Annotated in this window: 20 protein-coding genes; 7 read left to right on the top strand and 13 right to left on the bottom strand. The window is 71.9% G+C overall.

Annotated elements, in window-relative coordinates; translation table 11 throughout:
• Positions 1 to 21: 21 nt before the first annotated feature.
• Positions 22 to 1,098, bottom strand: coding sequence for a hypothetical protein (locus ACFY30_RS31060; protein WP_390848466.1), 1,077 nt, complete (start codon positions 1,096 to 1,098; stop codon positions 22 to 24).
• 204 nt (positions 1,099 to 1,302) lie between these two features.
• Positions 1,303 to 3,894, bottom strand: coding sequence for an aminopeptidase N (pepN, locus tag ACFY30_RS31055; protein ID WP_390848465.1), 2,592 nt, complete (start codon positions 3,892 to 3,894; stop codon positions 1,303 to 1,305).
• 151 nt (positions 3,895 to 4,045) lie between these two features.
• Between pepN and ACFY30_RS31050 the strand changes: the two genes are divergently transcribed.
• On the top strand, positions 4,046 to 4,690 hold the full coding sequence (locus tag ACFY30_RS31050) for a DsbA family protein (protein ID WP_390848464.1): 645 nt from the start codon (positions 4,046 to 4,048) through the stop codon (positions 4,688 to 4,690).
• Between the two features lie 57 nt (positions 4,691 to 4,747).
• Positions 4,748 to 5,524, top strand: a complete 777-nt coding sequence (locus ACFY30_RS31045) for an SAM-dependent methyltransferase (protein ID WP_390848463.1) — start codon at positions 4,748 to 4,750, stop codon at positions 5,522 to 5,524.
• A gap of 52 nt (positions 5,525 to 5,576) precedes the next feature.
• Here the strand turns inward: ACFY30_RS31045 and ACFY30_RS31040 are convergent, their stop codons facing one another.
• From ACFY30_RS31040 to ACFY30_RS31010, 7 genes are all read right to left on the bottom strand, one after another.
• Entirely contained in the window at positions 5,577 to 6,953 is a 1,377-nt protein-coding gene (locus ACFY30_RS31040; RefSeq protein WP_390848462.1) for an amino acid permease, read from the bottom strand.
• A 113-nt stretch (positions 6,954 to 7,066) separates the two neighbouring features.
• Positions 7,067 to 7,960 carry a TauD/TfdA dioxygenase family protein gene (locus ACFY30_RS31035; RefSeq protein ID WP_390848461.1) on the bottom strand — a complete coding sequence of 298 codons (894 nt, stop codon included), beginning with the start codon at positions 7,958 to 7,960 and terminating at the stop codon, positions 7,067 to 7,069.
• A gap of 12 nt (positions 7,961 to 7,972) precedes the next feature.
• Positions 7,973 to 9,322 (bottom strand): LLM class flavin-dependent oxidoreductase, encoded by a 1,350-nt coding sequence (locus tag ACFY30_RS31030; RefSeq protein ID WP_390848460.1) that lies wholly within the window; start codon positions 9,320 to 9,322, stop codon positions 7,973 to 7,975.
• A 130-nt stretch (positions 9,323 to 9,452) separates the two neighbouring features.
• The gene (locus ACFY30_RS31025) at positions 9,453 to 10,169 is read right to left on the bottom strand and encodes an ABC transporter ATP-binding protein (protein ID WP_390848459.1); all 717 of its coding nucleotides are present in this window, start codon (positions 10,167 to 10,169) and stop codon (positions 9,453 to 9,455) included.
• Positions 10,145 to 10,987: an ABC transporter permease gene (locus ACFY30_RS31020; RefSeq protein ID WP_390848458.1), complete on the bottom strand. Its 843-nt coding sequence runs from the start codon at positions 10,985 to 10,987 to the stop codon at positions 10,145 to 10,147. Before ACFY30_RS31020 ends, ACFY30_RS31025 begins: the two co-directional genes overlap by 25 nt.
• Before the next feature lie 7 nt (positions 10,988 to 10,994).
• Positions 10,995 to 12,050: an ABC transporter substrate-binding protein gene (locus ACFY30_RS31015; RefSeq protein WP_390848457.1), complete on the bottom strand. Its 1,056-nt coding sequence runs from the start codon at positions 12,048 to 12,050 to the stop codon at positions 10,995 to 10,997.
• A 220-nt stretch (positions 12,051 to 12,270) separates the two neighbouring features.
• The gene (locus ACFY30_RS31010; RefSeq protein ID WP_390848456.1) at positions 12,271 to 13,473 is read right to left on the bottom strand and encodes an ROK family protein; all 1,203 of its coding nucleotides are present in this window, start codon (positions 13,471 to 13,473) and stop codon (positions 12,271 to 12,273) included.
• Between the two features lie 422 nt (positions 13,474 to 13,895).
• Here ACFY30_RS31010 and ACFY30_RS31005 point away from each other — a divergent pair, with 422 nt between their 5' ends.
• Complete coding sequence (locus tag ACFY30_RS31005) at positions 13,896 to 14,471, top strand: biotin transporter BioY (protein ID WP_390848455.1); 576 nt, start codon at positions 13,896 to 13,898, stop codon at positions 14,469 to 14,471.
• On the opposite strand, the gene ACFY30_RS31000 is transcribed toward ACFY30_RS31005, so the two are convergent.
• Both ACFY30_RS31000 and ACFY30_RS30995 read right to left on the bottom strand, forming a co-directional pair.
• Positions 14,468 to 14,692 carry a BBE domain-containing protein gene (locus tag ACFY30_RS31000; protein ID WP_390848454.1) on the bottom strand — a complete coding sequence of 75 codons (225 nt, stop codon included), beginning with the start codon at positions 14,690 to 14,692 and terminating at the stop codon, positions 14,468 to 14,470. The two genes, ACFY30_RS31005 and ACFY30_RS31000, sit on opposite strands and share 4 nt — an antisense overlap.
• A gap of 480 nt (positions 14,693 to 15,172) precedes the next feature.
• Positions 15,173 to 15,886: a hypothetical protein gene (locus ACFY30_RS30995; protein ID WP_390848453.1), complete on the bottom strand. Its 714-nt coding sequence runs from the start codon at positions 15,884 to 15,886 to the stop codon at positions 15,173 to 15,175.
• Positions 15,887 to 16,021: 135 nt separating this feature from the next.
• Between ACFY30_RS30995 and ACFY30_RS30990 the strand changes: the two genes are divergently transcribed.
• Positions 16,022 to 18,004 (top strand): serine/threonine-protein kinase, encoded by a 1,983-nt coding sequence (locus ACFY30_RS30990; protein WP_390848452.1) that lies wholly within the window; start codon positions 16,022 to 16,024, stop codon positions 18,002 to 18,004.
• On the opposite strand, the gene ACFY30_RS30985 is transcribed toward ACFY30_RS30990, so the two are convergent.
• On the bottom strand, positions 17,991 to 19,478 hold the full coding sequence (locus tag ACFY30_RS30985) for an amino acid permease (protein ID WP_390848451.1): 1,488 nt from the start codon (positions 19,476 to 19,478) through the stop codon (positions 17,991 to 17,993). The genes ACFY30_RS30990 and ACFY30_RS30985 overlap by 14 nt on opposite strands.
• A gap of 195 nt (positions 19,479 to 19,673) precedes the next feature.
• Here ACFY30_RS30985 and ACFY30_RS30980 point away from each other — a divergent pair, with 195 nt between their 5' ends.
• Positions 19,674 to 20,162 (top strand): ribose-5-phosphate isomerase, encoded by a 489-nt coding sequence (locus ACFY30_RS30980; RefSeq protein ID WP_390848450.1) that lies wholly within the window; start codon positions 19,674 to 19,676, stop codon positions 20,160 to 20,162.
• Positions 20,163 to 20,221: 59 nt separating this feature from the next.
• Complete coding sequence (locus ACFY30_RS30975) at positions 20,222 to 21,031, top strand: Fpg/Nei family DNA glycosylase (RefSeq protein WP_390848449.1); 810 nt, start codon at positions 20,222 to 20,224, stop codon at positions 21,029 to 21,031.
• 14 nt (positions 21,032 to 21,045) lie between these two features.
• Here ACFY30_RS30975 and ACFY30_RS30970 read toward each other — a convergent pair whose 3' ends face one another.
• A complete protein-coding gene (locus tag ACFY30_RS30970) occupies positions 21,046 to 22,332 on the bottom strand; it encodes a GNAT family N-acetyltransferase (RefSeq protein WP_390848448.1) in 1,287 nt (428 codons plus the stop codon).
• Positions 22,333 to 22,495: 163 nt separating this feature from the next.
• Here ACFY30_RS30970 and ACFY30_RS30965 point away from each other — a divergent pair, with 163 nt between their 5' ends.
• Positions 22,496 to 23,683, top strand: coding sequence for a PP2C family protein-serine/threonine phosphatase (locus ACFY30_RS30965; protein WP_390848447.1), 1,188 nt, complete (start codon positions 22,496 to 22,498; stop codon positions 23,681 to 23,683).
• Positions 23,684 to 24,000: the final 317 nt, after the last annotated feature.

The raw sequence follows: 24,000 nt of genomic DNA, 5'->3' as shown, positions 1-24,000 counted from the left end.
ACGTCGTCACCCGGTCCGCGACTATCGGGGCAGGACCGCGACATACGCGGCCGGGTCGCGGTCCCCCGAGGCCATCAGGGCCGTGCGGACCACGGCCGCCTGCTGTTCCGCCGCGTCCCTCAGCTTCTTCGGTGAGATGTACACGACGGTGATGCCCAGCCGCTCCAGGTGCTCACGCTTGCGGGCGTACTCCGACCACGTCGCGTCGTCGTCCTGCCGGTGGCCCCGGCGGGGCGCGCGGGTGTCCAGCTCGATCGCCACCGCCTGCTCGGGCCAGTAGGCGTCCAGGCCGCCGAGGTGCGGTCCGCCCGGCAGCCTGAGGTCCACGTTCCAGACCGGGTCGGGGAGGCCGTACTCGCTCACCATCCGGTAGAGACGGGCCTCCGCGATCGAGCGGCCCTCGGCCAGCAGCGAGTCCACCGCGTCCACCACGTGCGGGCGGCTCAGCAGCTTCGCGTCGTTCAGCTCCCGCACCACGGCCGCCGGTTCGCAGTGTCCCGCGCGTACCGCCTCCGACAGCAGACGCCGTACCGCTCCCGCGTCCGTCAGCCCCGCCACCGCGTCGGCCAGGGCCCGCGGGACGGGCGCCACCGGAACTCCCGTGGCCTGCACGGGGGCCGGCAGGCCGGCCGTGCGGATGACGTGGGCGCAGCCGGCCGAGCGCAGCCGGCGCAGCCGCGGGACCAGGACGTCGATCCGCTCCAGGGACGGGAGCGGGGGAGCGGCCGTGAACCCGTGCAGGGTGAGCGCGGCCAGGCCCGTGATCATCGCCGCCTGGTACGCCGGTCCGTGCGGGCGGTCGCCGGCGGCGGGGTCCGGCTGGACCGGCACCCCGGTCGCCGGCGGCACCTCGCGGGCCGCGTACAGCAGTACCGCGTGCAGCCGCTCCTCGCTGGTCGGCGGTCCCGGGTGGAGCAGGAACACGCCCGGCAGGATCTGCTGCCAGGGGCCGCCGGGGCGGCACTGCTCGGTGGTCTCGGCCGGGGAGACGCCGTGCGAGCGGAGCTGGGCCGCCGTCAGGACACGGTGCCGGCCGGTGCGGGACAGGTGGCGCAGCGGGCGGGAGGAGGCCGGGGGGAGCGGCGGGTTGTGGTTCATGCAACGGGCATTCCGCACTCGATCCGTCCCTTAACCGCTGTTACACGCCTGTCGGCAAACCTGGACAAGCTCGCCCTAAAGGACGGGTGTTCGGATGCCGAGTAGGCATCGAAAACCCCTGGTCCCGACGGACGGGGCCAGGGGTTACGGGGGCGATTGCCCGGATTCCGTAACGATCACCGTCGGCGGAATCCATGGCCAGAGCTAGTGGTGTTCTTCGGCCCTCGCGTCACACGCCTGTCCGCGCAGTCCCCGCGCCAGGTCGTCCCACGCCTCCAGGACCAGCCGGCGCAGCGCCGGCGGCGCCGAGTCGTGGGCGGCCAGCCAGACGTCCGTCTCCACCAGCGTCTGAGGGGAGTCCTGGAGGGAGGGGAACAGGCCCTTCACGATGGTCATCGCGATCTGGATGGACCGCTCGGACCACACGCGCCCGATCGAGGCGAAGTACTTCTGCGCGTACGGCGCCAGCAGCTCCCGCTGCGAGGGCTGGTTGAAGCCGGCGATGGTCGCCTCCACCAGGGCGTTGGAGAGGTCCTCGGACTCCACCAGCTGCGCCCACGCCTGCGCCTTGACCGCCGCCGAGGGGCGGGCGGCCAGACAGCGGACCTGATGACGCCTGCCGGAGGCGGTGTCGTCCCGGGCCAGCTCGGCCTCCAGCGCCTTCTCGTCGGCGTACCCGTGCGCGACCAGCGGCTCCAGGAACGTCCACCGCAGCTCCTGGTCCACCTCCAGCCCCTCGACGACCGACGTGCCGTCCAGCAGACCCTGCAGCAGTTCGAAGCCCGCCTGGTCCTCGGCCGTCTGCGCGAAGAACCGCGCCCACGCCAGCTGGTGCTCACTGCCCGGCTCGGCGGCGTACAGCTCGCGCTCGGCGCCCTCCGCCAGCAGCCGCGCACCGGTCGCGCGCAGCGGCGGCGCCACGTAGTGCACCAGCGCCGACTCCGCCCACGCGTGGAGCATCTGCAGCACCCCGATGTCCGACTCCCGCCCCGCGAACCGCAGCACCAGAGCGATGAAGTCCCGCGCCGGCAGCATCGCGTCCCGGGTGAGGTTCCACAGCGCCGACCAGCACAGGGCGCGGGCCAGCGGGTCGGCGATGTCGCCCAGGTGCGAGCGCAGCGTGTCCAGCGAGGTCTCGTCGAAGCGGATCTTGCAGTACGTCAGGTCCTCGTCGTTGACCAGGACCAGCTCCGGTGCCTCCCGGCCCGCCAGGTCCGCCACGACCGTGCGCGGGCCGTCGACGTCCGCCTCGGTGCGCGCGTACCGCACCAGACGGCCCTCCTCCCGGCGGTACAGGCCGATCGCCACCCGGTGCGGCCGCAGCTCCGGGTGGGACTCCGGCGCCTCCTGGACCACCGCCAGCTCGGCGATCCGGCCCTGCGCGTCCAGCAGCACCTGCGGCGTCAGCGCGTTCACGCCCGCCGTCTGCAGCCAGGAGCGCGCCCACGCCGCCATGTCCCGGCCGCTGGTCTCCGCGAGGACAGACAGCAGGTCACCGAGCCGGGTGTTGCCGTACGCGTGCCGCTTGAAGTAGCGGCGGGCGCCCTCCAGGAACGCGTCCCGGCCGACGTACGCCACCAGCTGCTTGAGCACGCTGGCGCCCTTGGCGTAGGTGATGCCGTCGAAGTTGAGCTTGGCGTCCTGCAGGTCGCGGATGTCGGCGGTGACCGGGTGGGTGGAGGGGAGCTGGTCGGCGCGGTACGCCCAGGCCTTGCGGCGGTTGGCGAAGGTGATCCAGCCCTCGGTGAAGCGGGTGGCGCCGACCAGGGAGAAGGAGCCCATGAAGTCCGCGAAGGACTCCTTCAGCCACAGGTCGTCCCACCACTCCATGGTGACCAGGTCGCCGAACCACATGTGCGCCATCTCGTGCAGGATGACGTTCGCCCGGCTCTCGTACGACAGCCGCGTCACCTTCCCCCGGAAGATGTACTCCTCCCGGAAGGTCACCAGCCCCGGGTTCTCCATCGCCCCCAGGTTGTACTCCGGCACGAACGCCTGGTCGTACTTCCCGAAGGGGTACGGGTAGTCGAAGTGGTCGTGGAAGAAGTCCAGGCCCTGCTTGGTGATCAGGAAGACGTCCTCGGCGTCGAAGTGGGGCGCCAGACCCTTGCGGCACAGGGCGCCCAGGGGGATCTCCAGGGTCGTGCCGTCCCCGAGGTCACGGGTGTAGGAGTCCGTGACGTAGTGGTAGGGGCCGGCCACCACACAGGTGATGTACGTCGAGATCGGTTTCGTCTCCGCGAACCGCCAGACCCCGTCCGTGCGTTCGCCGGCGCCGTTGCTCCACACCGTCCACTCCTCGGGCGCCCGCACCTCGAAGCGGAACGGCGCCTTGAGGTCGGGCTGCTCGAAGTTCGCGAAGACCCGGCGCGAGTCGGCCGGCTCGTACTGCGTGTAGAGGTAGACCTCGCCGTCCTCCGGGTCGACGAACCGGTGCAGGCCCTCGCCGGTGCGGGAGTAGGCGCACCGGGCGTCGACGACCAGCTCGTTCTCCGCGGCCAGGTCCTCCAGCAGGATCCGGGTGCCGTCGAAGACCTCCCCCGGGTCCAGGTCGCGGCCGTTGAGGGAGACCGAGGTCACGCCGGGCGCGACCAGGTCCGCGAAGCTCGACGCGCCCGGCTCGTTGCAGCGGAAGCGGATCGTGGTGACGGAGCGGAAGGTGCGCGGACCCGACCCGTCCTCGTCGTCCCGGTCGCCCACCGCCGACCGCACGTCGAGGGACACGTCGTACCCGTCGACGGACAGCAGGGCGGCCCGCTCCCGGGCCTCGTCGCGGGACAGGTTCTCACCGGGCACGGGCGGTACTCCCTCGTCAGTGGCCAGACGTTCTTGGACAGGAGCGATCCTGCCATGCGCCCCTGACCCGGAGCAGCAGGGAATGTGCCGCACGGACGACGGTGTTGACGGGGGAAAGGCCTTTTCTCTTGAAGATCTCTTGAGGAGACACATGTCCGAGAAGACCCCCGTCGACTTCTGGTTCGACCCGCTGTGCCCCTGGGCCTGGATGACCTCCCGGTGGGTCCTGGAAGTCGAGAAGGTCCGTGACATCGAGGTGCGCTGGCACATCATGAGCCTCGCCGTCCTCAACGAGAACAAGCTCGACGAGCTGCCCGAGGAGTACCGCGAGATGCTCGCGGTGAAGGCCTGGCAGCCGGTGCGCGTGGTCACCGCCGCCTGGCAGCTGCACGGCGCCGACGTCCTCGGCCCGCTCTACACCGCCCTCGGCACCCGCTTCCACAACAACGGCGAGGGCGCGACCGTCGAGGCCATCGCGGGCGCGCTGAAGGACGCCGGTCTGCCCGCCTCCCTGATCGAGTACGCCGAGCAGATGGACTTCGAGTTCGACGCCCAGCTGCGCGCCTCCCACAAGGAGGGCATCGAGAAGGTCGGCCAGGACGTCGGCACCCCGGTCATCGCCGTCCCCGGCCCCGACGGCGAGCAGATCGCCTTCTTCGGCCCGGTCGTCACCCCCGCCCCGCAGGGCGAGGAGGCCGCCCGCCTGTGGGACGGCACCCTCGCGGTCGCCTCGGTCCCCGGCTTCTACGAGATCAAGCGCACCCGCACCAAGGGCCCGGACTTCAGCAACCTGTGACGACTCCCGTACGGGAACACCCCCGCGAGCCGCCCTCGCGGGGGCACCATGGCCTGCATGACGGAGATCGACACCACGGTGCCCCACTCGGCCCGCATCTGGAACCACTGGCTCGGCGGCAAGGACAACTACCCGGTGGACGAGGCGGCCGGCGACGCCTACACCGCCGTCTTCCCCGGCATCGTCACCATCGCCCGCAGCAGCCGCGCCTTCCTCGGCCGCAGCATCCGGTACCTGGTCCAGGAGGCGGGCGTCCGCCAGTTCCTCGACGTCGGCACCGGACTTCCCACGGTCGACAACACCCACGAGGTCGCCCAGCGACACGCTCCCGAGTCGAGGGTCGTCTACGTCGACAACGACCCCCTGGTCCTCGCCCACGCCCGCGCCCTGCTCACCTCCACCCCCGAGGGCGCCACCGCCTACGAGGACCTCAGCCTCTACGAACCGGATCGCATCCTGGAGGCCGCGGCCAGGACCCTCGACCTCACCCGCCCCACCGCCCTGATCCTCAGCGGCATCCTCGGGCACGTCGACGGCTACGAGCGCGCCCGCGGCCTCGTCCGCGCGCTCCTGGCCGGCCTCCCCTCCGGCAGCCACCTCTCCCTCAACGAGGGCTCCCGCGGCACCGACCCCGCCTACGAAGAGGCTCAGGACGCCTACAACGAGACCGGCGCGGTCCCGTACTTCCTGCGCCCCGTCGACGAGATCGAGGGCTATTTCGAGGGCCTGGAACTGGTCGAGCCGGGCGTCGTCTCCGTCCCGCTGTGGCGCCCGGAGCCGGGCACCCGACCGACGCCGGTCGGCCAGCACGGCGGCGTGGGCCGCAAGCCCTGAACAGGCGTGGAACGCGGCCGGAGGGCCCGCACCGAGACCCGCGGAGGCCTCGTCAGCCCGCGGCGCGCCGCCGCTGCCACGCGTACCCGGCCACGGCCAGGAACGCCGTCATCCCGCCCGACGAGTACAGCTGCACCCGGGTGCCCGGCTCCCGGGCCATCAGGACGAACACCGCCGCCATGCCCGCCAGCGCGCACCAGGTCAGCACCGGGAACGCCCACATCCGCACGGCGAGCCGCTGCGGCTCCTCCCGCTCCAGACGGCGGCGCAGCCGCAGCTGGGAGACGGCCACGAAGATCCAGACGACCAGGATCACCGCGCCGATCATGTTCAGCAGCCAGGGGAACACATCGTCCGGCCGCCAGTGGCTCAGCACCACGCAGACCAGCCCGAAGACACCGGAGGCGAGGACCGCGGGGCGCGGGACACCGCCGGGCGCCCGGCCCAGCGCCTTCGGGCCGTGGCCGCGTTCCACCAGCGAGTGGGCGATGCGCGAGGCGCCGTAGATGTTGGCGTTCATCGCGCTCAGCAACGCGGCCAGCACCACCACGCTCATCACCTGGCCGGCGCCCGGGATGCCGAGATGGTCGAGGGCGGCGACGTACGGGCCTTTCTCGACGACCGCCGTGGAGTCCCAGGGAACGAGAGTGACGACGACCGCCATCGAGCCGACGTAGAACAGCGCGATGCGCCACATCGCCGTACGGACCGCGCCCGCCACGCCCCGGACCGGGTCCTGCGACTCGGCCGCGGCGATGGTCACCGTCTCCAGGCCGCCGTACGCGAAGACGGAGGCGAGCAGGCCGACCACCAGGCCCTCGCCACCGTTCGGGAGGAGGTCGCCGAGGTTCGACGTCCCCGGGGCGTCCGTCCCGGGCAGCAGCCCGGCGATCGCCAGCACGCCCAGGACCAGGAACAGGGTGATGGCGCCGACCTTCAGCGCCGCGAACCAGAACTCGAACTCGCCGAAGTTCTTCACGGCGGCCAGGTTCGTCCCGCAGAACACCAGCAGGAACAGCGCGACCCAGGCCCACTCGGGCGTGCCCGGCAGCCAGCCCGCGACGATCTTCGCGGCACCGATGCCCTCCAGGCCGACGGCCGTGCACAGCAGCACCCAGAAGGCCCAGCCGACGGTGAAGCCCGCCCAGGGGCCGAACGCCCGCTCGGCGTGCGCCGAGAACGAACCCGACGACGGATACGCGGCCGACATCTCGCCCAGCATCCGCATCACCAGCATCACGAGAAGACCGGAGAGGGTGTAGGCGAGGACGATCGACGGACCGGCCGCGGCGATCCCCGCACCCGAACCGACGAAGAGACCCGCGCCGATGACGCCGCCGAGGGCGATCATCGACAGATGGCGCTGCTTGAGACCGTGGGAGAGCGGGGCGTCCGACTCTTGTGGAGTCCTGACGGTGGTGCTGGGCATGGGCGTGGTGCGTCCAATGCGTGAGACGGGCAAAAACGCCCACAGTCTGGTCAGCCCCTCCGTTCCCGCGGAGGGGCTGACCACGATCCGGACGGACCCGGTACCGACCGTGCCTACGCCGCTACGGAGGTGTAGTGCGCCGCGTCGCCCTCGATCGAGTAGCTCTCCTTGCCCTCGACACCGACCGGCACGTCACCCGCGACGGTGACCCGGTGCAGCCGGCGCGGCAGGTGGTCGTAGTTGTCGACCGCGTAGTGCTGGGTGATGCGGTTGTCGAACAGGACGAGCTGGTTCTCCGACCAGCGGTGCCGCAGGATGTTCTCCGGGCGGGTCACGTACGACTGGAGCAGATCGAGGATCTTGCGGGACTCGCCGACCGACAGCCCCACGATCCGCTGCGCGAACCCGCCGATGAACAGGCCGCGTTCACCGGTCAGAGGGTGGACGCGGACCACCGGGTGGACCGTGCGGTACTTGATGGAGGTGAACTGGGCGCGGGCGGCGGCCTGTTCCTCGTCCACCGCCTCCTCCGGCACGGCGTAGTCGTAGTCGTTGGTGTGCTCCGCCCACAGTGTGTCGGCCAGCCGGCGCAGCGGCTCGGGCAGGTCGCGGTAGGCGGCCGCGGAGTTCGCGATCAGGGTCTCGCCGCCGTACGGCGGGATCGTCAGGCTGCGCAGGCTGGTGGCCTGGGGCGGGTTGAGGACGAAGGTCACGTCGGTGTGCCAGTGGTTGGCGGCCCGGCCGCGCTCGCTGTCGACGGGCAGCACGTTCGGGGTGCCGTCCACGGAGGGCACGGTGGGGTGGGCGGTGGTGATGTCGCCGAAGTGGCGGACGAAGGCCTGCTGGCCCGCGTCGTCGAGGTCCACCCCGTCGAAGACCAGCGCCTTGTGCACGTTCAGCGCCTCGCGCAGGGCGGAGCGGGTCTCCTCGCCGAGCGGCTCGGAGAGACCGACGCCTGACACGTGGGCGCCGATGTGCGCGGTGACCTTGCGGATGTCGATGGTCATGACCGGGTCCTTTCAGACGAGGGCGGGTGCGTGCGGTCCGGCGGTGACGTACTGGTTGGCGGGGCGCGGGAGGCCGTAGCGCTCCCGCAGGGTCCGGCGGGGGCCGTACGCGTCCCTGAGCAGGCCGCGGGCGCGCAGGACCGGGACGACGTGGTCGACGAAGGCGTCCAGGCCCGAGGGCAGGACGGCCGGCATGATGTTGAAGCCGTCGGCGGCGCCCCGGGTGAACCAGGTCTCGATCGTGTCGGCGACCTGCTCCGGCGTGCCCGCGAAGGTGAGGTGCCCGCGCCCGCCGCCCAGCCGCCCGATCAGCTGCCGCACGGTGAGCCGCTCGCGCCGGGCCAGCTCCACCACCAGGGTGTAGCGGCTCTTGGCGCCCTCGATGGCGTCCTCGGAGGGCAGGTCGGCCGGCAGCCCGGCGTCCAGCTCCAGGGATCCGGCCGGCAGGTGCAGCAGCCGCTCCAGCTGGACGACCCCGTGCCGGTGCACGATGTGGTCCTCCAGCACCCGCTCGTTCGCCCGCGCCTCGGCCTCCGTCGAGCCGAGCACCGGGACGATGCCGGGCAGCACCTTGATGTGCTCCGGGTCGCGGCCCGCCGCCGCCGTACGGGACTTGAGGTCGGCGTAGAAGGCCTGCGCGTCGGCGAGCGTCTGCTGCGCGGTGAACACCGCCTCCGCGTACCGCGCCGCGAACGCCCTGCCGTCCTGCGACGACCCGGCCTGCACCAGCAGCGGGTAACCCTGCGGGCCGCGGGGGACGTTGAGGGCGCCCTCCACGCCGAAGTACGTCCCCCGGTGCCGGGGCGGATGGATCCTGTCGTCGTCGCCCCAGACGCCGCCCGCCTTGTCGGCGAGGATCGCGTCGTCCTCCCAGCTGTCCCAGAGCTTCAGCGCCACGTCGAGGAACTCGGCGGCCCGGGCGTACCGCTCGGCGTGTGCGGGCTCCGCGTCGAGCCCGAAGTTGCGGGCGGCCTCCGCGCCGGCCGTGGTGACGATGTTCCAGCCCGCCCGGCCGCCGCTGATGATGTCCAGCGAGGCGAACCTGCGGGCCAGGTTGTAGGGGGAGTTGTAGGACGTGGAGGCGGTGGCGATCAGACCGATGTGCTCGGTCGCCGTCGCCAGCGCGGTGAGCAGGGTGAGCGGCTCCAGGGCCCCGGCGGGGCGCTGGGCGATGGAGCCCCACAGCTGGGGCGCGTCGGCGAGGAAGAGGGAGTCGAAGGTACCGCGTTCGGCGGTGCGGGCGAGCCGGACGTAGTGGTCCAGCTCGACGTGCGCGTGGGGATCGCTCTCGGGGAGCCGCCAGGACGCCTCGTGGTGGCCGGTGTTCATCAGGAACGCGTTGAGGTGGAGTCGCCGGGTCATGAATGTCCTTCGCGTGGGGCAGGAGCGGGGGCTTTCGCGCGCCGGTCGGTGCATGCAGCCCGTCCGGCGGGTGAGGACGAGGCCCGTTCAGGGCCTCAGCGCAGGGCCGGGGGCAGCCCCCGGCAGTCGGTCACCTCATGTCCTCCGTCACCCCGAGCGCCGCCAGCAGCCGCGAGCGGTACTCCCCGCGCGCCCGCGCGTCACGGTCGACGGTCAGATCGAGGCCGATCCGGCCGTGTTCGAGGACGAGCACCCGGTCGGCGAGCACGATCGCCTCGTCCACGTCATGGGTGACGAGCAGCACAGAGGGCCGGTGGCGCTCCCACAACTCGCGCAGCAGGGCGTGCATCCGGATCCGGGTGAGCGCGTCGAGCGCCCCGAACGGCTCGTCGGCCAGGAGGAGTTCGGGATCCCGGACCAGTGAGCGGGCCAGCGCGGCGCGCTGCGCCTCGCCGCCGGACAACTCGCTGGGCCAGGCCCGCTCGCGGCCCTTCAGGCCGACCTCGGCGAGGGCCTCGCGGCCCTGCCGCCCGGCCTGCCTGCCGTCGAGCCCGAGGAGCACGTTGTCCAGCACCCGGCGCCAGGGCAGCAGCCGCGAGTCCTGGAAGACGACCGACACCCGCTCCGGGGCGGTCAGCCGGCCGCTCCCGGCGACCTCGTGGTCCAGGCCCGCCACCGCCCGCAGCAGGGTGGACTTGCCGGAGCCGCTGTGCCCGAGCAGGGCGACGAACTGTCCGGCGGGGATGTCGAGGTCGATGCCGTCGAGGACGGTACGCCCGTCGAAGGACCGGGTCAGACCGCGCAATCGCACGGCGGGCCGGGTCAGTTGCTCAGTGTGCGGCGCCACGACAGCACCCTCCGTTCGATGAGACGGACCACGCTGTCGGAGACCAGGCCGAACACGCCGTAGATCAGGAGGCCGACGAGGATGACGTCCGACTGGCCGTAGTTCTGGGCCTGGAACATCATGTAGCCGAGGCCGCTGGTGGCGTTGATCTGCTCCAGGACGACCAGGCCGAGCCAGGACCCTGTGACGCCGAGCCGGAGTCCCACGAAGAATCCGGGCAGCGCGCCGGGGATCACGATCTGGCGGATGAACCGGACCCTCGACAGGCCCTGCACCTCGGCGAGTTCGACGAACCGGTGGTCGATGCCGGACAGCGCGGCATGCGTGTTCAGGTAGATCGGGATGTAGACGACGATGGCGATGATCGCGATCTTGAAGGTCTCGCCTATGCCCAGCCACAGGATGAACAGCGGAATCAGACCGAGGACCGGGATCGCCCGGTTGAGCTGCACGGTTCCGTCGATCAGCGCCTCCCCGGCCCGGCTGAGCCCGGACGCGAGGGCGAGCACCACGCCGGCGGTCAGGCCGATCGCGAAGCCGTACCCGGCGCGTTCGAGGGAGGTGAGGACGTCGGTGGGCAGGGTCCCGTCGGACCACAGGCGGACGCCGGTCCTCAGCACCGTCCACGGCGCCGGGACCGCGCCGGGGTCGAGCCGGCCGGCGGCGGAGGCGGCCGCCCACAGGGAGAGCAGGACGAGGGGGCCGGCCAGACGGGCGGCGGGGACGCGTTTGCCGGGCGCGAGGCTGCGACGGCGCCTGCGCGGCTGCTCGGCGGCCACGGCCACGGGGGCGGCCGTGACCGGCACGGTGGTGGTCATGACGGGATCAACTCCGGTACTCGGCGGGCACGGACTGCGCGGCGATGGCCTCGAAGCGGTGGTCGAAGAGGGAGGAGACGTCGAACTCCTTCACGAAACCGCCCTCCGCGAGCAGGTCCGCGGTCTCCTGCTCCCAGGCGACGGCCTCGTCCCAGCTCGGCGGGTACAGCGGCTTGTTGGCGAGCTCGGAGACCGCGCGGGCCTGGGCGAGGGTCAGGTTCTGCGTCTTGACGTAGAACTCCTCGTTCCAGACGTCGGGGTGCTCGTACTGCCACACCTGGCCCCTGGCCCACTGCGGGATGTACGCGGCGACCGCGGCCGCCTTCGCCTTGTCGTTCAGCACGGTCGCCGGCGCCCACAGCAGGTTCAGCAGGTCGACGACGTCGGTGGTGATGACGCGGGCGCCCCTGGACCCGTACTGCTGCAGATAGGCGGGGGCCTGGCTGTTGGCGAGCGGGGCGATGTCGACCTGGCCGGACTGCAGGGCGGTGAGGAACTGGTTGCTGGTCAGCGGGACGAGCTTCACGTCGTCGTACGTCAGGCCGGCCTGCTTCAGCGCCCGCAGCAGGACGACACCCTGCGCCTGGCCCTGCGAGAAGGCGAGCTTCCTGCCCTTGAAGCCCTCGACCGTGCGGATGTCGCTGCCGGGCTTGGTGGCGAAGAGATAGTTCGGTTTGCGGGTGACGTTGATCGCGACGATCTTCGCGTCGTAACCCTGGTAATGCGCCTGGATCGGCGGAATGCCGGCGTTGTTCGCGAGGTCCAGGGATTTCGCCCGGAAGGCGTTGATGACATCGGGGCCGGCCCCGATGTTCACCCAGCTCGACACCGTGAAAGGCAACTTGGGCAGCTTCGCCAGCTTGAACTGCAACTGCTGGGTGTTCTGGTACGAGGCGATCTTCAGGCTGGTGCCGGCGGGCACCTCGGTGGCGAGCGGAGCCGTGGAGGCGCCCCTGCCACCGGCGGCGGCGCTGCTCTCGGCGCAGCCGCTCAGACCGGCGACACCGGCGGCGGCACCGAGCAGCGAGGCGAGAAACGTCCGACGGTCATGGGTCGAAGGCATGGGAGAACCCCTCAGGGGAAAGCAGTGACGAATGCAGGCGGAATCCCGGGCCCGGCAGGGCCCGTCAAAGGGAATTCACGCGTGGAGAGACCGCGTCTGAAAAGACGGAGAGAAGGGCGCGCTCCCGGCGCACCGGGGCGTCAGCAACAGAGAGTGCGACAGCTCATGGAACGATGGTCCTGTTCTCGTGCGGGGCCTGTCAACATTCGGAGTTTCTGAATTAATTCCGCTGGGGCGACGCGGTGAGCGGATCCCGGTAGAGCACGTCCAGGGCCACCGCCCCGCCCGCCACGGCCAGCACGGAGTCCGCGAACCCGGTCGGCACGACGCACCCCGCCCGCTCCGCCCCGACCTCGTCGCGCAGCGCGGTGAGGCAGTCCTCCCGGTGGAGCACGCCCACCTCGGTGACGACGACGGATTCGGGGTTGAGGATGTCGAGCAGCAGCCCCGCCGCCCGTCCCGTCATCCGGGCCCGTTCCCGCAGCAGCCGGACGGCCACCGGATGCCCGGCGTCCGCCGCGGCGACCACGTGCATCGGGTTCGTCCCGTCAATGAGCCCCGCCTCGCGGGCCCGCCGGCACAGCGTCCGCTCGCTCAACTCGGCCTGGAGGCAGCCGATCCGCCCGCAGGCGCACGGCTCGGTGCCGCCGGCCAGCGGCAGATGCGCGACCGCCCCCGCCTGGGACCGGGGGCCGTGGTGCACCTCGCCGTGGGTGGCGAACGCCGCGTCGACCACGTTCCCCACGAACAGGTGCAGCACGCTGCGGCTGCCGCGCACCCGCCCGAACAGGCGCTCCGCGTTGACCAGCGCCCGCGCGTGCCCGTCCACATGGACCGGCAGCCCGGTGCGCCCCTCGAGGAGTTCGCGCACCGGCACCTCACGCCAGCCGAGGAGCGGATGCTCGACGACGGTCCCGGAGTCCCGGTCCACCCAGCCCCCGGCGGCGAACCCGACGCCCAGCGGCCGGCTGCCCGCCGCCTCGGCGAGCAGCGCCGCCAGCCCGTCGGCCGCCCGGGCCAGCACCTCGCCCGGTGCGGTGCCGCGGTGCTTCGACTCCCGGCGCGCCAGGACCCGTCCGCGCAGATCGAGCAGGGCGACCGTCGTGTACGGCACGGCCACGTGCACCCCGCCGACCACGAACCGGGAGTCGTCCAGGTCGACGGGGACGTGCGGCCGGCCGGCCCCGTTGCTGCGCCGGGGCGCGGCCGCCTCCCGGATCAGACCGAGGGCGGTGAGCCGGGTGCAGTGGTCGGTGACGGCGGCCGGGGACAGCCCGGTCAGCCGGGCGATGGTGGAGCGCGCGACCGGTCCGTGCTCCAGCACGGACCGCAGGATCACGCTGGCGCTGGTGCGCCGCCGGTCGCTGTCGGCGACGCGGGGGACGGGGGACTTGCGAACAGGGGGTGCCGCGGTACGGGGCATGGTTGACCGTCCTCGGGAACGGGGCCGACACGTCTCGGAAGCCGAGGCGCGTCACAGCCGCGCCTCAGACCGGGCGGCGACAGGTGGCCGTGCCCTGGCGTCGCAGGTCGACATAGCGACGCGACGTGAAGTTCCGGGCCTGGGCAACCATGGCTGGAAGAGTAGGGCAGGGAAGGTGAATCCGACCAGAGCGCTAGGATTCCTTTGGTGAGAGTTCACAATCCGCCGAGGTGATGCCAGGTGAGTGAAACCTCTTCACCTCAGTGATCGTTGTCACGCCCCGGCCGGTGTAACCGGCATCCTTTGTGTGGAGCCCACCAACCTTCCGTCACCCTCTTTGTCGAGCGCTGACGGTGGGGGGCTCACCGGCGCTGGGATAGCGTCGCGGTGTCCCCAACCGCCCTTCTCACCGCGGAGTCCCCATGAGCACCGCCGCCGCCAGCGCCCGCCCCGGAGAGGTCCTGGCCGACCTCCTGCCCGCGTCCCGCGTCCGTGATGTCGCGCTGGTGCTCGGCGGCGCCGCGCTCACCGGTCTCGCCGCCCAGATCGCGGTGCCGGTTCCCGGCTCCCCGGTCCCGGTGACCGGCCAGACCTTCGCCGCGCTCCTGGTCGGCACGTCCCTCGGTGTCCGGCGCGGCGTGTCCGCGCTCGTCGTGTACGCCCTGGCCGGCCTCGCCGGGCTGCCGTGGTTCGCCGGCGGCTCCTCCGGCGTCTCCGTCTCCTTCGGCTACATCCTCGGCATGATCCTCGCGTCCGCCGCCGTGGGCGCCCTGGCCCGCCGCGGCGCGGACCGCAGCGTGTGGCGCACCGCGGGCGCGATGCTGATCGGCGAGGCGATCATCTACGCCGTCGGCGTCCCGTACCTGGCCTACGCGGCCGACCTCCCCTTCTCCACCGCGATCGCGGTCGGTCTCACCCCGTTCCTGATCGGCGACGCGATCAAGGCGGCCCTGGCGATGGGCCTGCTGCCGACCGCATGGAAGTTCGCCGACCGCTAGAACCGCTCCTGGTCGTGCCGGAAGAGGCTCGCCGGGTCGTACCGCGACCTGACCTCGGCGAGCCTCTTCCGCGTCTCCGGGTCGAAGAGCCCGTCGGCCAGGTCACCGGCCCCGAAGGCGAAGCCGGCGGACCGCCCGAGGGTGTGCGGGGCGAGCACCTCGAAGGCCGGGGCGAGCAGCGCCCGCGCCCTCTCCGGCCCGCCCACGGTCAACAGCCGCACCGGAAGACGCCCTTCGCGGTACGGCACCGCGTTCGGAGGCTCTCCCCGGCGACCCGCCCAGGCGACCGACCTGCACGACGCACATCGCCCCGGCGTCCGGCCCGGTGAGCCCGAGCAGCCGGCCGCCCCGCCCGGCGTCCAGCCCGCTCAGCACGGCGGCCTCTCCGTAGCAGACGTGCGGGAAGTCCGGATCGCTGCGGATGGTGTGGTTCTCGGCGTACGGCATCTCCCGCAACGAGTCGGCGAGCACCGGCCCGAGCCGCCGCAGGGGCGCGACCGGCGCGACCGGCGCGTCCCCGTCGTCCCCGGTGTACGCCACCCGCACCGACAGCACGTACCGCCGCCCCCGCGGCCCCGGCGCACCGGGCAGCCCGTGTCCGGTGGCCTGGACCCGTAAGGGCAGCCCCGGGCGGCCGCGTACCGCACGGCACCGGACACGTCGGCGGCGACGACGGCGGCGGGCCGCACGCTCCGCGCCGGTCAGCTCTCCGGCCGCCGCCGGGCCCACCACAGCCCGGCCGTCCCCGCCACGAGCAGGGACACCCCGGTCGCGCCGAGCGGCAGCAGGTCCCGCCCGACGCCCGTCCGGGGCAGCTCGTCGCCGCTGGGCGCGGCGGGCGAGTTGTCGGTGCCGAGGAGCAGCGGGGTGGCCGGGGCGTTCGGCGACGGGTTCGCCGTACCGAACGGCACCGGGCCCTGCTGCCAGAACGTCTTCTTCCCGTCCCCGGTCTGGACGGGCAGACAGATCTTCCCGGTCTTGCTCAGATCGAATGTCGCGTCGACGGCGTAGGACTTCGACGCCCCCGCCGCGAGATTGCCGATGGGGCAGGAGAAACCGCTGTTCGAACCTTCCGGAAGGTCCTTCTTCGCGAGGGCGGTGCACCCCTCGACGTTTTTCACCGTCAGGCCGTCGAATCCGACGACCAGGGTCCTGATCTTTCCGCTGTCCTCCGTCCCCTCGTTCTTCACCGTGGCGGTGATCGCCGTTTTCTCCGACGCGTTGTCGACCGAGATCCTCTCCGGCAGCAGCGTGGTGAGCTTCACCCCGGCCGGCGCCTCTTCCACCACCTTTCCTCCCTCGGCGCTCCCCGGCCCGGTGTCGTCCGCACCGGCCGGGAGGGAAAGGAGCAGCACCGCCGAGAAAGATGCCGCGACCAGTGATCCGGCGATGGCCGCCGCATGACGAGAACTCATGTTCGCCCCCCTTTGCTGCGCCTGAATTCGCAGTACTTGAAGAGGTACCACAAGATTTCTCCGCACTATGCTGGTACGGCATGAATTGGTAGGGCCGGGAATTGGAGGGGGTGCAGTGAATTGCCGGGGAATTCAGTGAGCGGCGGTGTTCCGGGTCTGCTGGTGACGGGGCGCTACCGGCTGGTCGAGAGTATCGGCCAGGGAGGAATGGGGCGGGTGTGGCGGGCCACCGACGACATACTCGACCGGCAGGTCGCGGTGAAGGAGATGCGCATCGACGGCCTCGGCCCCGAGGACGGCCGCACCCGCCGCGAACGCACCCTGCGCGAGGCCAGGGCCACCGCCCGCATCGACCACCCCAACGTGGTGCGCGTCTACGACGTCGTCGACGAGGGCGAACGCCTGTGGATCGTCATGGAGCTGGTGCCCGGCCGCTCCCTGGAACAGGTCGTGGCCGAGGAGGGCCCGCTGGGGCCGGGCGAGACGGCCAGGATCGGCCTCGCGCTGGTGGAGGCGCTGCGGCAGGTGCACGCGGGGGGCGTCCTGCACCGGGACATCAAGCCGGGGAACGTGCTGGTGGAGCGCGGCGGGCGGGTCGTCCTCACGGACTTCGGGATCGCCGCGATCCAGGACGCCAAGGCGCTGACCATGGTCGGCATGCTGGTCGGTTCGCCCGACTACATGGCCCCCGAGCGCATCTCCGGCCGCCCGCAGGGGCCGCCGTCCGACGTCTGGTCCCTCGGCGCGACCCTCTGCGCGGCCCTCGCCGGCCACTCCCCCTTCTCCCGCGACACCACTCTGGCCACCCTGCACGCCGTCCTCTACGAAGAACCCCGACTCCCCGCCGGAGCGGGCCCGTTGACCGGGATCCTGCAGAGCCTCCTGGCGAAGGAACCTGCGGTCCGGGCCTCCCTGTCCGACCTGGAGTCCGCCCTCCACCCCGTGGCCTTCCCGACGCGCCCCCTGCGAACCCCCACCCACCCCGGCATCCCCCTCACCCGCCCGGCCCCTTCATCCGAGGAGCCGGGTGCCGGGTCGGACGTCTCCTCCGGCGGTACGGGTGCCTCGGGCGGCGGGCCAGGTGTCTCCGCCGACGGGGCGGGTGTCCCTGGTGGCTGGCCTGGTGCGTCCTCCGGCGGCCCAGGGGCCCACGTCGGCGGGCCGGGTGTGTCTGGTGCCGGGGCGGGTGTCTCCGGCGGCGGGCCTGATGCCGCCGGTGGCGGGCCAGGGCTTGGTGTCAGGCCGGGTGTCTCCGCCGACGGGCCGGGGTTCTCCGCCGACGGGGCGGGTGCCTCCGGCGGTGGCTCCGGTGGCTCCCCTGCTCGGTCCGGGGCCGGTTCCTTCGGTCCGGCGCAGGTGCCGACCGAGCGGGGGCCGGCTCCGGTTCCCCTCTTCCAGCCCCGTCCCGCGGCCGTCCCCCCGGGCGGTGGACTTCCCGGCCCCGCGGTCCCCTCCCGCCGCCGGGTGGGCCGGAGGGGCCGGATCGTGGCCGGTGTCGGTGCCGCCGCCGTCGGGATCGTCGTCGCGGTCGTGCTGGCCGTGGCCCCCGGCTCGGGCGAGGACGGTGGCCGGGCGGCCGGCGGCTCCTCGCCGACGCCGAAGCCGAAGCCGACGCCGTCCCCGTCGCGGTCCTCGGTCCCGTCCGCCAGCGGCAGCCCCTCGCCCACCGTCGAGGGGACGTCCCGCCCGCCCAGCCTGCCGCCGGGCGCGCACCAGGAGGCCGGGGGCTTCGCCTGGGCGACGCCCACCGGCTGGCGCCGGGACGTGAAGACGGGCGCGGAGGTGCACTACACCGCCCCCGACGGCACCCAGGAACTCGTCGCCAAGTCCTCCCTGGCCCGCGGCGACCTGATGGACACCTGGCGGACCTCCGAGCAGAACGCCCACCAGGGCCGCGACTACCGCAAGATCCGCCTGGAGAGGACGACGTTCCGGGGCCGCCCGGCGGTCGTCTGGGAGTACGCCTTCAGTCTTCAGGGCATCCGCTGGCACGCCCGGCTGCTCGGCTTCGACCAAGCGGGGAAGTCGTACCAGATCAACACCTGGTACCAGCCGGAAGTGGAGGCGGATGCCCTGAGGACGTACGACGAGGTGAAGGAGAGCTTTACCGTGCTGTGAGCGCCTCGGACCCGTCCTGCGCGCCGTCCTGCGCGCCGTCCCTCGCCCGGTCCTTCGCCACCTTCTCCTTCACGAAGGCGATGGCGACGACCGCCGCGGCCACCAGCACCGACAGCAGCACGGTCGTACGACCGCTGCTCTCGCCCTCGGTGTCGGTCAGCATGTAGCCGAGCACGAACACGATCAGCGCGGCCGTCGCCCAGGTCAGGTACGGGTACAGCCACATCCGCACGACCAGCTTCTCCGGCGCCTCGCGCTGGATGATCCGGCGCATGCGCAGCTGCGAGAAGCAGATGACCAGCCACACGAACAGGGCCACCGCGCCGCTGGAGTTGACGAGGAAGAGGAAGATCGTGTCCGGGGACAGGTAGTTGAAGAAGACGGCGACGAAGCCGAACACCACCGAGGCGAGGATCGCCGTCCGCGGCACGCCCCGGCCGTTGACCCGCGCGAACGACTTCGGCGCGTCGCCCCGCGCACCGAGCGAGAACGCCATGCGGGAGGCCGTGTAGAGGCCGGAGTTGAGACAGGACAGCACCGAGGTCAGCACGATGAAGTTCATGATCTGACCGGCGTGCGCGATGCCGAGGGAGTCGAGGGCGGCGACGTAGGAGCCCTTGTCGGCGATGGCCTTGTCGTCCCAGGGCAGCAGCGTGACGACGACGAAGATCGAGCCGAGGTAGAAGACGCCGATCCGCCAGATGATGCTGTTGGTGGACTTGGTCACGGCCCGCTGCGGGTCCTCGGACTCACCGGCCGCGAGAGTCGCGATCTCGCTGCCCATGAAGGAGAACACGACGAGCAGCACGCCGGTGAGGATGGCGCCGGGGCCGTTGGGCAGGAAGCCGCCGTGCCCGGTGAGGTTGTCCAGTCCCGCCTTGTCGCTGTCGACGCCCGGCAGCACGCCGAACACGGCGAGACCGCCGACGACGATGAACGCGCCGATCGCCACGACCTTGATCCCGGCGAACCAGAACTCGAACTCGCCGTAGGAGCCGACGGAGACCAGGTTGGTGGCGGTCAGCACCACCATCACGATGAGCGCCCACCCCCACTGCGGTACGGCGGGGATCCACCCTTCGAGGATCTTGGCGCCGGCGGTGGCCTCGACGGCCAGCACCACGACCCAGAAGAACCAGTACAGCCAGCCGATGGAGAAGCCGGCCCAGCGGCCGAGCGCCCGGTCGGCGTGGGCGGAGAACGAGCCGGAGGTCGGGTTGGCCGCGGACATCTCCCCGAGCATCCGCATCACCAGCACCACGAGCGTGCCGACGAGGGCGTACGAGAGGAGGATGCCGGGCCCGGCGGTGGCGATGCCGGAGCTGGATCCGACGAACAGTCCGGCGCCGATGACGCCGCCGATGGCGATCATCGACAGATGCCGGTTCTTGAGCCCTGCCTGAAGGCCGGAACCGGGATCTCCGGGGCCTCCGGGGCCGCGGTCGGCCTTCGGAAGGGTCGGCTGCGAAGTCATGGGGATGGATTTCCTTTGCGCCGCTGGGGGTGCCATGTAACAGGCCGGACCAGTGAAACGGAGGCGAACGGATTCGTGAACCTCTGATTCCGGATCGTTACTTGAGGTTTTCCTGAGCTTCCATGGTGTCGCCGGGTGTTTTCGGCGCTCGCACCCGGCGCTGCTACCCCGCAACCCACATGTCACACTCATCCCATGCGCGTGTATCTCGGCTCGGACCATGCCGGCTTCGAACTCAAGAACCACCTCGTCGAATGGCTCAGGGCGGCGGGCCACGACCCGGTCGACTGCGGCCCCCACATCTACGACGCCCAGGACGACTACCCGCCCTTCTGCCTCCGCGCCGCCGAGCGGACGGCCGCCGACAAGGACGCCCTCGGCGTCGTCATCGGCGGCTCCGGCAACGGTGAGCAGATCGCCGCGAACAAGGTGAAGGGCGTCCGTGCGGCCCTGGCCTGGAGCGAGGAGACCGCATCCCTCGGCCGCCAGCACAACGACGCCAACGTCGTCGCCGTCGGCGCCCGCATGCACTCCACGGAAGAGGCGACGAAGTTCGTCGAGACCTTCCTGAACACCCCGTTCTCGGGTGACGAGCGCCACATCCGGCGGATCGACATGCTGGCCGACTACGAGACGACCGGCGACCTCCCCGCGATCCCGGCGCACCACCCGCAGCAGGACTGAGGCACCGTTTCCCGCCGCGGCCGGGGGCCGACGGCGGGGGCTGGAAAGGAACAGGAGCCGTGCCAGAGGGGCACACGATCCACCGGCTGGCGCTGGACTACGCCGACCGCTTCTCCGGCACGGCGCCCCGTGTCACCAGTCCCCAGGGCAAGTTCTCCGACGCCGCCGCACTCCTGGACGGCGCCGGACTCACCCGCACCGAGGCCCACGGCAAGCACCTCTTCCTGGGCTTCCGCGACGGCGAGTGGGTCCACATCCACCTCGGCCTCTTCGGCAAGGTCGCCTTCGGAGACGCCCCCGCGCCCCCGCCCACGGACACCGTCCGCCTCCGCCTGGCCCACAGCACCGCCTACGTCGACCTGCGCGGCCCGACGACCTGCGCCCTCATCACGGACACCGAGAAGCAGGCGATACACGCCCGGCTCGGCCCCGACCCCCTGCGCGCCGACGCCGACCCCCGGGCCGCCTACGCCCGCGTCTCCCGCAGCCGTACGACGATCGCCGCCCTCCTCATGGACCAGAAGGTCATCGCCGGCGTCGGCAACGTCTACCGCGCCGAGGTCCTCTTCCGGCACCACATCGACCCGTACCGCCCGGGCCGGGACATCACCCCCACCGAGTGGGACGCGATCTGGGCCGACCTCGTCGCCCTCATGCGCGAAGGCGTCCGCAACAACCGCATCGACACCGTCCGCCCCGAACACACGCCCGAGGCGATGGGCCGCCCGCCGCGCGTCGACGACCACGGCGGCGAGGTGTACGTCTACCGCCGCACCCGGCAGCCCTGCCACCTGTGCGGCGACGAGATCCGCACCGCCGGCCTCGCCGCCCGCAACCTCTTCTGGTGCCCCACCTGCCAGAAGAACTGACGCTTGCCCACGATCTAGAAGCCGTGCGGCAGCCAGGGCGCCACCGGTGACCCGAAGCCCACGGCCGCCTCCGCCAGCGCACCCTGCCGCAGCTCGTCCACCCGGCCGGCCGCACCGAGCGCCGCCAGGCTCACCCCGCCCAGGTACGCCGCCCCCAACTCCCGTACCGACAGTGCCAGGTCGGCCGCGTCCGCCGTACGCTCGCACACCGCGCCCTTCGGACCGCCGGACAGCCGCCAACGCCCCGCGTTCCACGGGCAGAAGACGTCCTCCACCTCCAGCACCACATCCACCGGCGCCTGGTACGTCCGCGCCTCCAGCGCCGCGCCCACGTCCACCAGCCGCACGTACAGCGAGTCCCGCACCTTCAGCCCGCACCGCCGGATGTCGGACACCTGGTACTGCCACGCCTCGTCCAGCGGCCGCCCCCGCACCTTCACCGAGGTCGTCAGATCGATCCCGAACAGGAACCGCCACAGCGCCGCCTCCGACACCGGGTCGAGCCCCGCCAGGTCCTGCAGCAGTACCTGCCCGTTGTGCCCGGCGTCCGTGTACTCGGGCCGCACCCGGTAGCGGGCGTACCCGGTCACCTCCCCGTCCCGCTCGGCGAGCACGCACTGCAAGGGCGACGCCCCGTCCTGCGCGGCCTCCGCCTCCAGCACCCCCAGCCGCTCCCAGCCCGGCCGCCGGGCCAGGGTCCCCGGCCGCCGGGCCACCGTCCGCGCGTACACCGCCTCGCACACGTCCAGCCCGGCGCGCGGATCGACGTACCGCAGCCGTACGCCGTCCGTGCCGGCCGGGACGGACAGCCGTACCCGGCTGGTGTCGATCTCGGCGTGCAGGCCGAAGGACGCCGCCGCGTAGCCGAACCGGCCGTAGATCACCGGCTCCGACGCGGTCAGGACGGCCAGCGGCTCGCCCCAGGTCCGTACGTCGTCCAACTGCCGCCGCATCATGGACGTCAGCACCCCGCGCCGCCGGTGCGTGGCGCTCACCCCCACCATCGTCACGCCCGCCGCCGGAACCGAGGCCCCGCCCGGCACGGTCAGCCGGAAGCCGAACGCCCCCGCCGTACCCACCAGCTCCTCCCCGTCCCACGCCCCCACCGAGCGCTCGTACGGGAGGAGCCGCGACCACATCTCGCGCTCCTCGGCCGACTCCGGGACCCCGCCGAAGGCGCGCAGCAGGGTGTCGTACCACCTGTCCCAGTCGTCCTGTCGCAGCACCCGCAGCTCGGCCGCGGCGGCCGCGGAAGAGGTCGCGCGGCCCGTCGGCCCGGTCGTCGTCGCCCCAGTCGTCATGGATCCATGCCTAGCAGGCCAATGCGGGACGAGCCAGGGAATTTCTCCCTCCGGGCCACGTGAGCGCTTTCCGTGAAGTTCACTGTGAAGTTGAACCTCGGACGGGGGACAAGTGGGACCTCCCGTGCCAAGCGGTGGGTTGGATGGATAGGGTCCCGAACTAATGGCAGAAGGACGACAGCGGCGCGCGGAAGCCGAGACGTTGACGGCCCGGTTGAAGCATCTCCTGCACCGGGTCCGCACCGGCCTGCGCCGAAGCGCCGTCGACTACTTCCGCGGCGACGGCTCCGACTGGATCGCGCTGGCCTTTCTGCTGCTCACCGTCCCGCTGATCGCCGCCACCACCCTCGCCAACTCGGTGTGGTGCTCCCCGGCCGCCCTGGTCCTGCCGATCGTCGCCGGCGGCCTGCTGCTGCGCCCGTCCAGCCTGCTGGGCCTGTACGCGGCGGCGGCCACCGCCCTGATCGTGGAGTCCGTCCAGCTCGGCCCCTACACGCAGGGCCCCTCCCGGGTCACCCCGGGCGTGGTCCTGGTCGTCGCCGCATGCGGTTTCTTCGGACTGCTCATCGCCCAGTTCCGCAGCCGGGTCGGCGTGCCCTGGAGACGCGGCGGCACCATGCTGTTCGACCTGCGCGAGCGCATCCGCGTGCAGAGCAAGCTGCCGAAGCTGCCACCGGGCTGGCACCGCGAGATGGCCCTGCGCCCGGCGGGCGGCCAGTCCTTCTCAGGTGACTTCGTCGTCGCGGCCCGCACCAACGGCGGCCGCACCATGGAGGTCGTCCTCACGGACGTCTCCGGCAAGGGCATGGACGCGGGCTCGCGCGCGCTCCTGCTCTCCGGCGCCTTCGGCGGCCTCCTCGGGTCCCTGCCCCCGCACGCCTTCCTCCCGGCGGCGAACGGCTACCTCCTCCGCCAGGACTGGGACGAGGGTTTCGCGACCTCCATCCACCTCGTCCTCGACCTCGACTCCGGCGACTACGAGCTCTACTCCGCGGGCCATCCGCCGGGCCTCCAGCTCAGCGCGGGCAGCGGCCGCTGGGAGGAGAAGGCCGCCGAGGGCCCGCTGCTCGGCGTGTACGAGGGCGCCCAGTTCGACCCCGTCAAGGGATCCCTGCGCCCCGGTGACGTCCTGATGCTGTTCACCGACGGCCTGGTGGAGACCTCCGACCGCGACATCGTCGAGGGCATCGACCGCCTCACCGGCGAGGCCGACCGCTATGTCGCCGGCGGTTTCCAGGGCGCCGCCTGGCACCTGATCGAGGCGGTGGCCAAGGACGTCAACGACGACCGGGCCCTCCTGCTGATCTGCCGCGAAGGCCCGACCGCGACCGCAGCGGCCCTCGCCCACTGACCTTTCGTCCCCAATACCCCGGTATGCACGGTGACTTGGCCGTCCGTTTGTGCCACCCCTGTAACTACAGCCGCTTCGCGATTGCATCGGCAATCGGGGACTTGCTACAGATGGAGATGCGTACAGTCGTGACACGCACAGACGCGACAGTACGGACGTGACCGTGCGGACATGACCGTACGGACATGACAGACAGACCTCACCGGGGGAGGCGGGTTCGACATGAAGTTCGACATGGGTGCGCAGACGTTGTCGACGTTGCAGCGTGATTCGCGTGGGTCGAGTGATGATCTGGGTTCGTTGATCAAGCAGTTGGT

This window comes from Streptomyces sp. NPDC000345, from assembly GCF_042898825.1.
Taxonomy (GTDB): domain Bacteria; phylum Actinomycetota; class Actinomycetes; order Streptomycetales; family Streptomycetaceae; genus Streptomyces.
The sequence above is the reverse complement of the archived record's forward strand: the minus strand, read 5'-3'. Positions and strand labels throughout refer to the sequence as shown.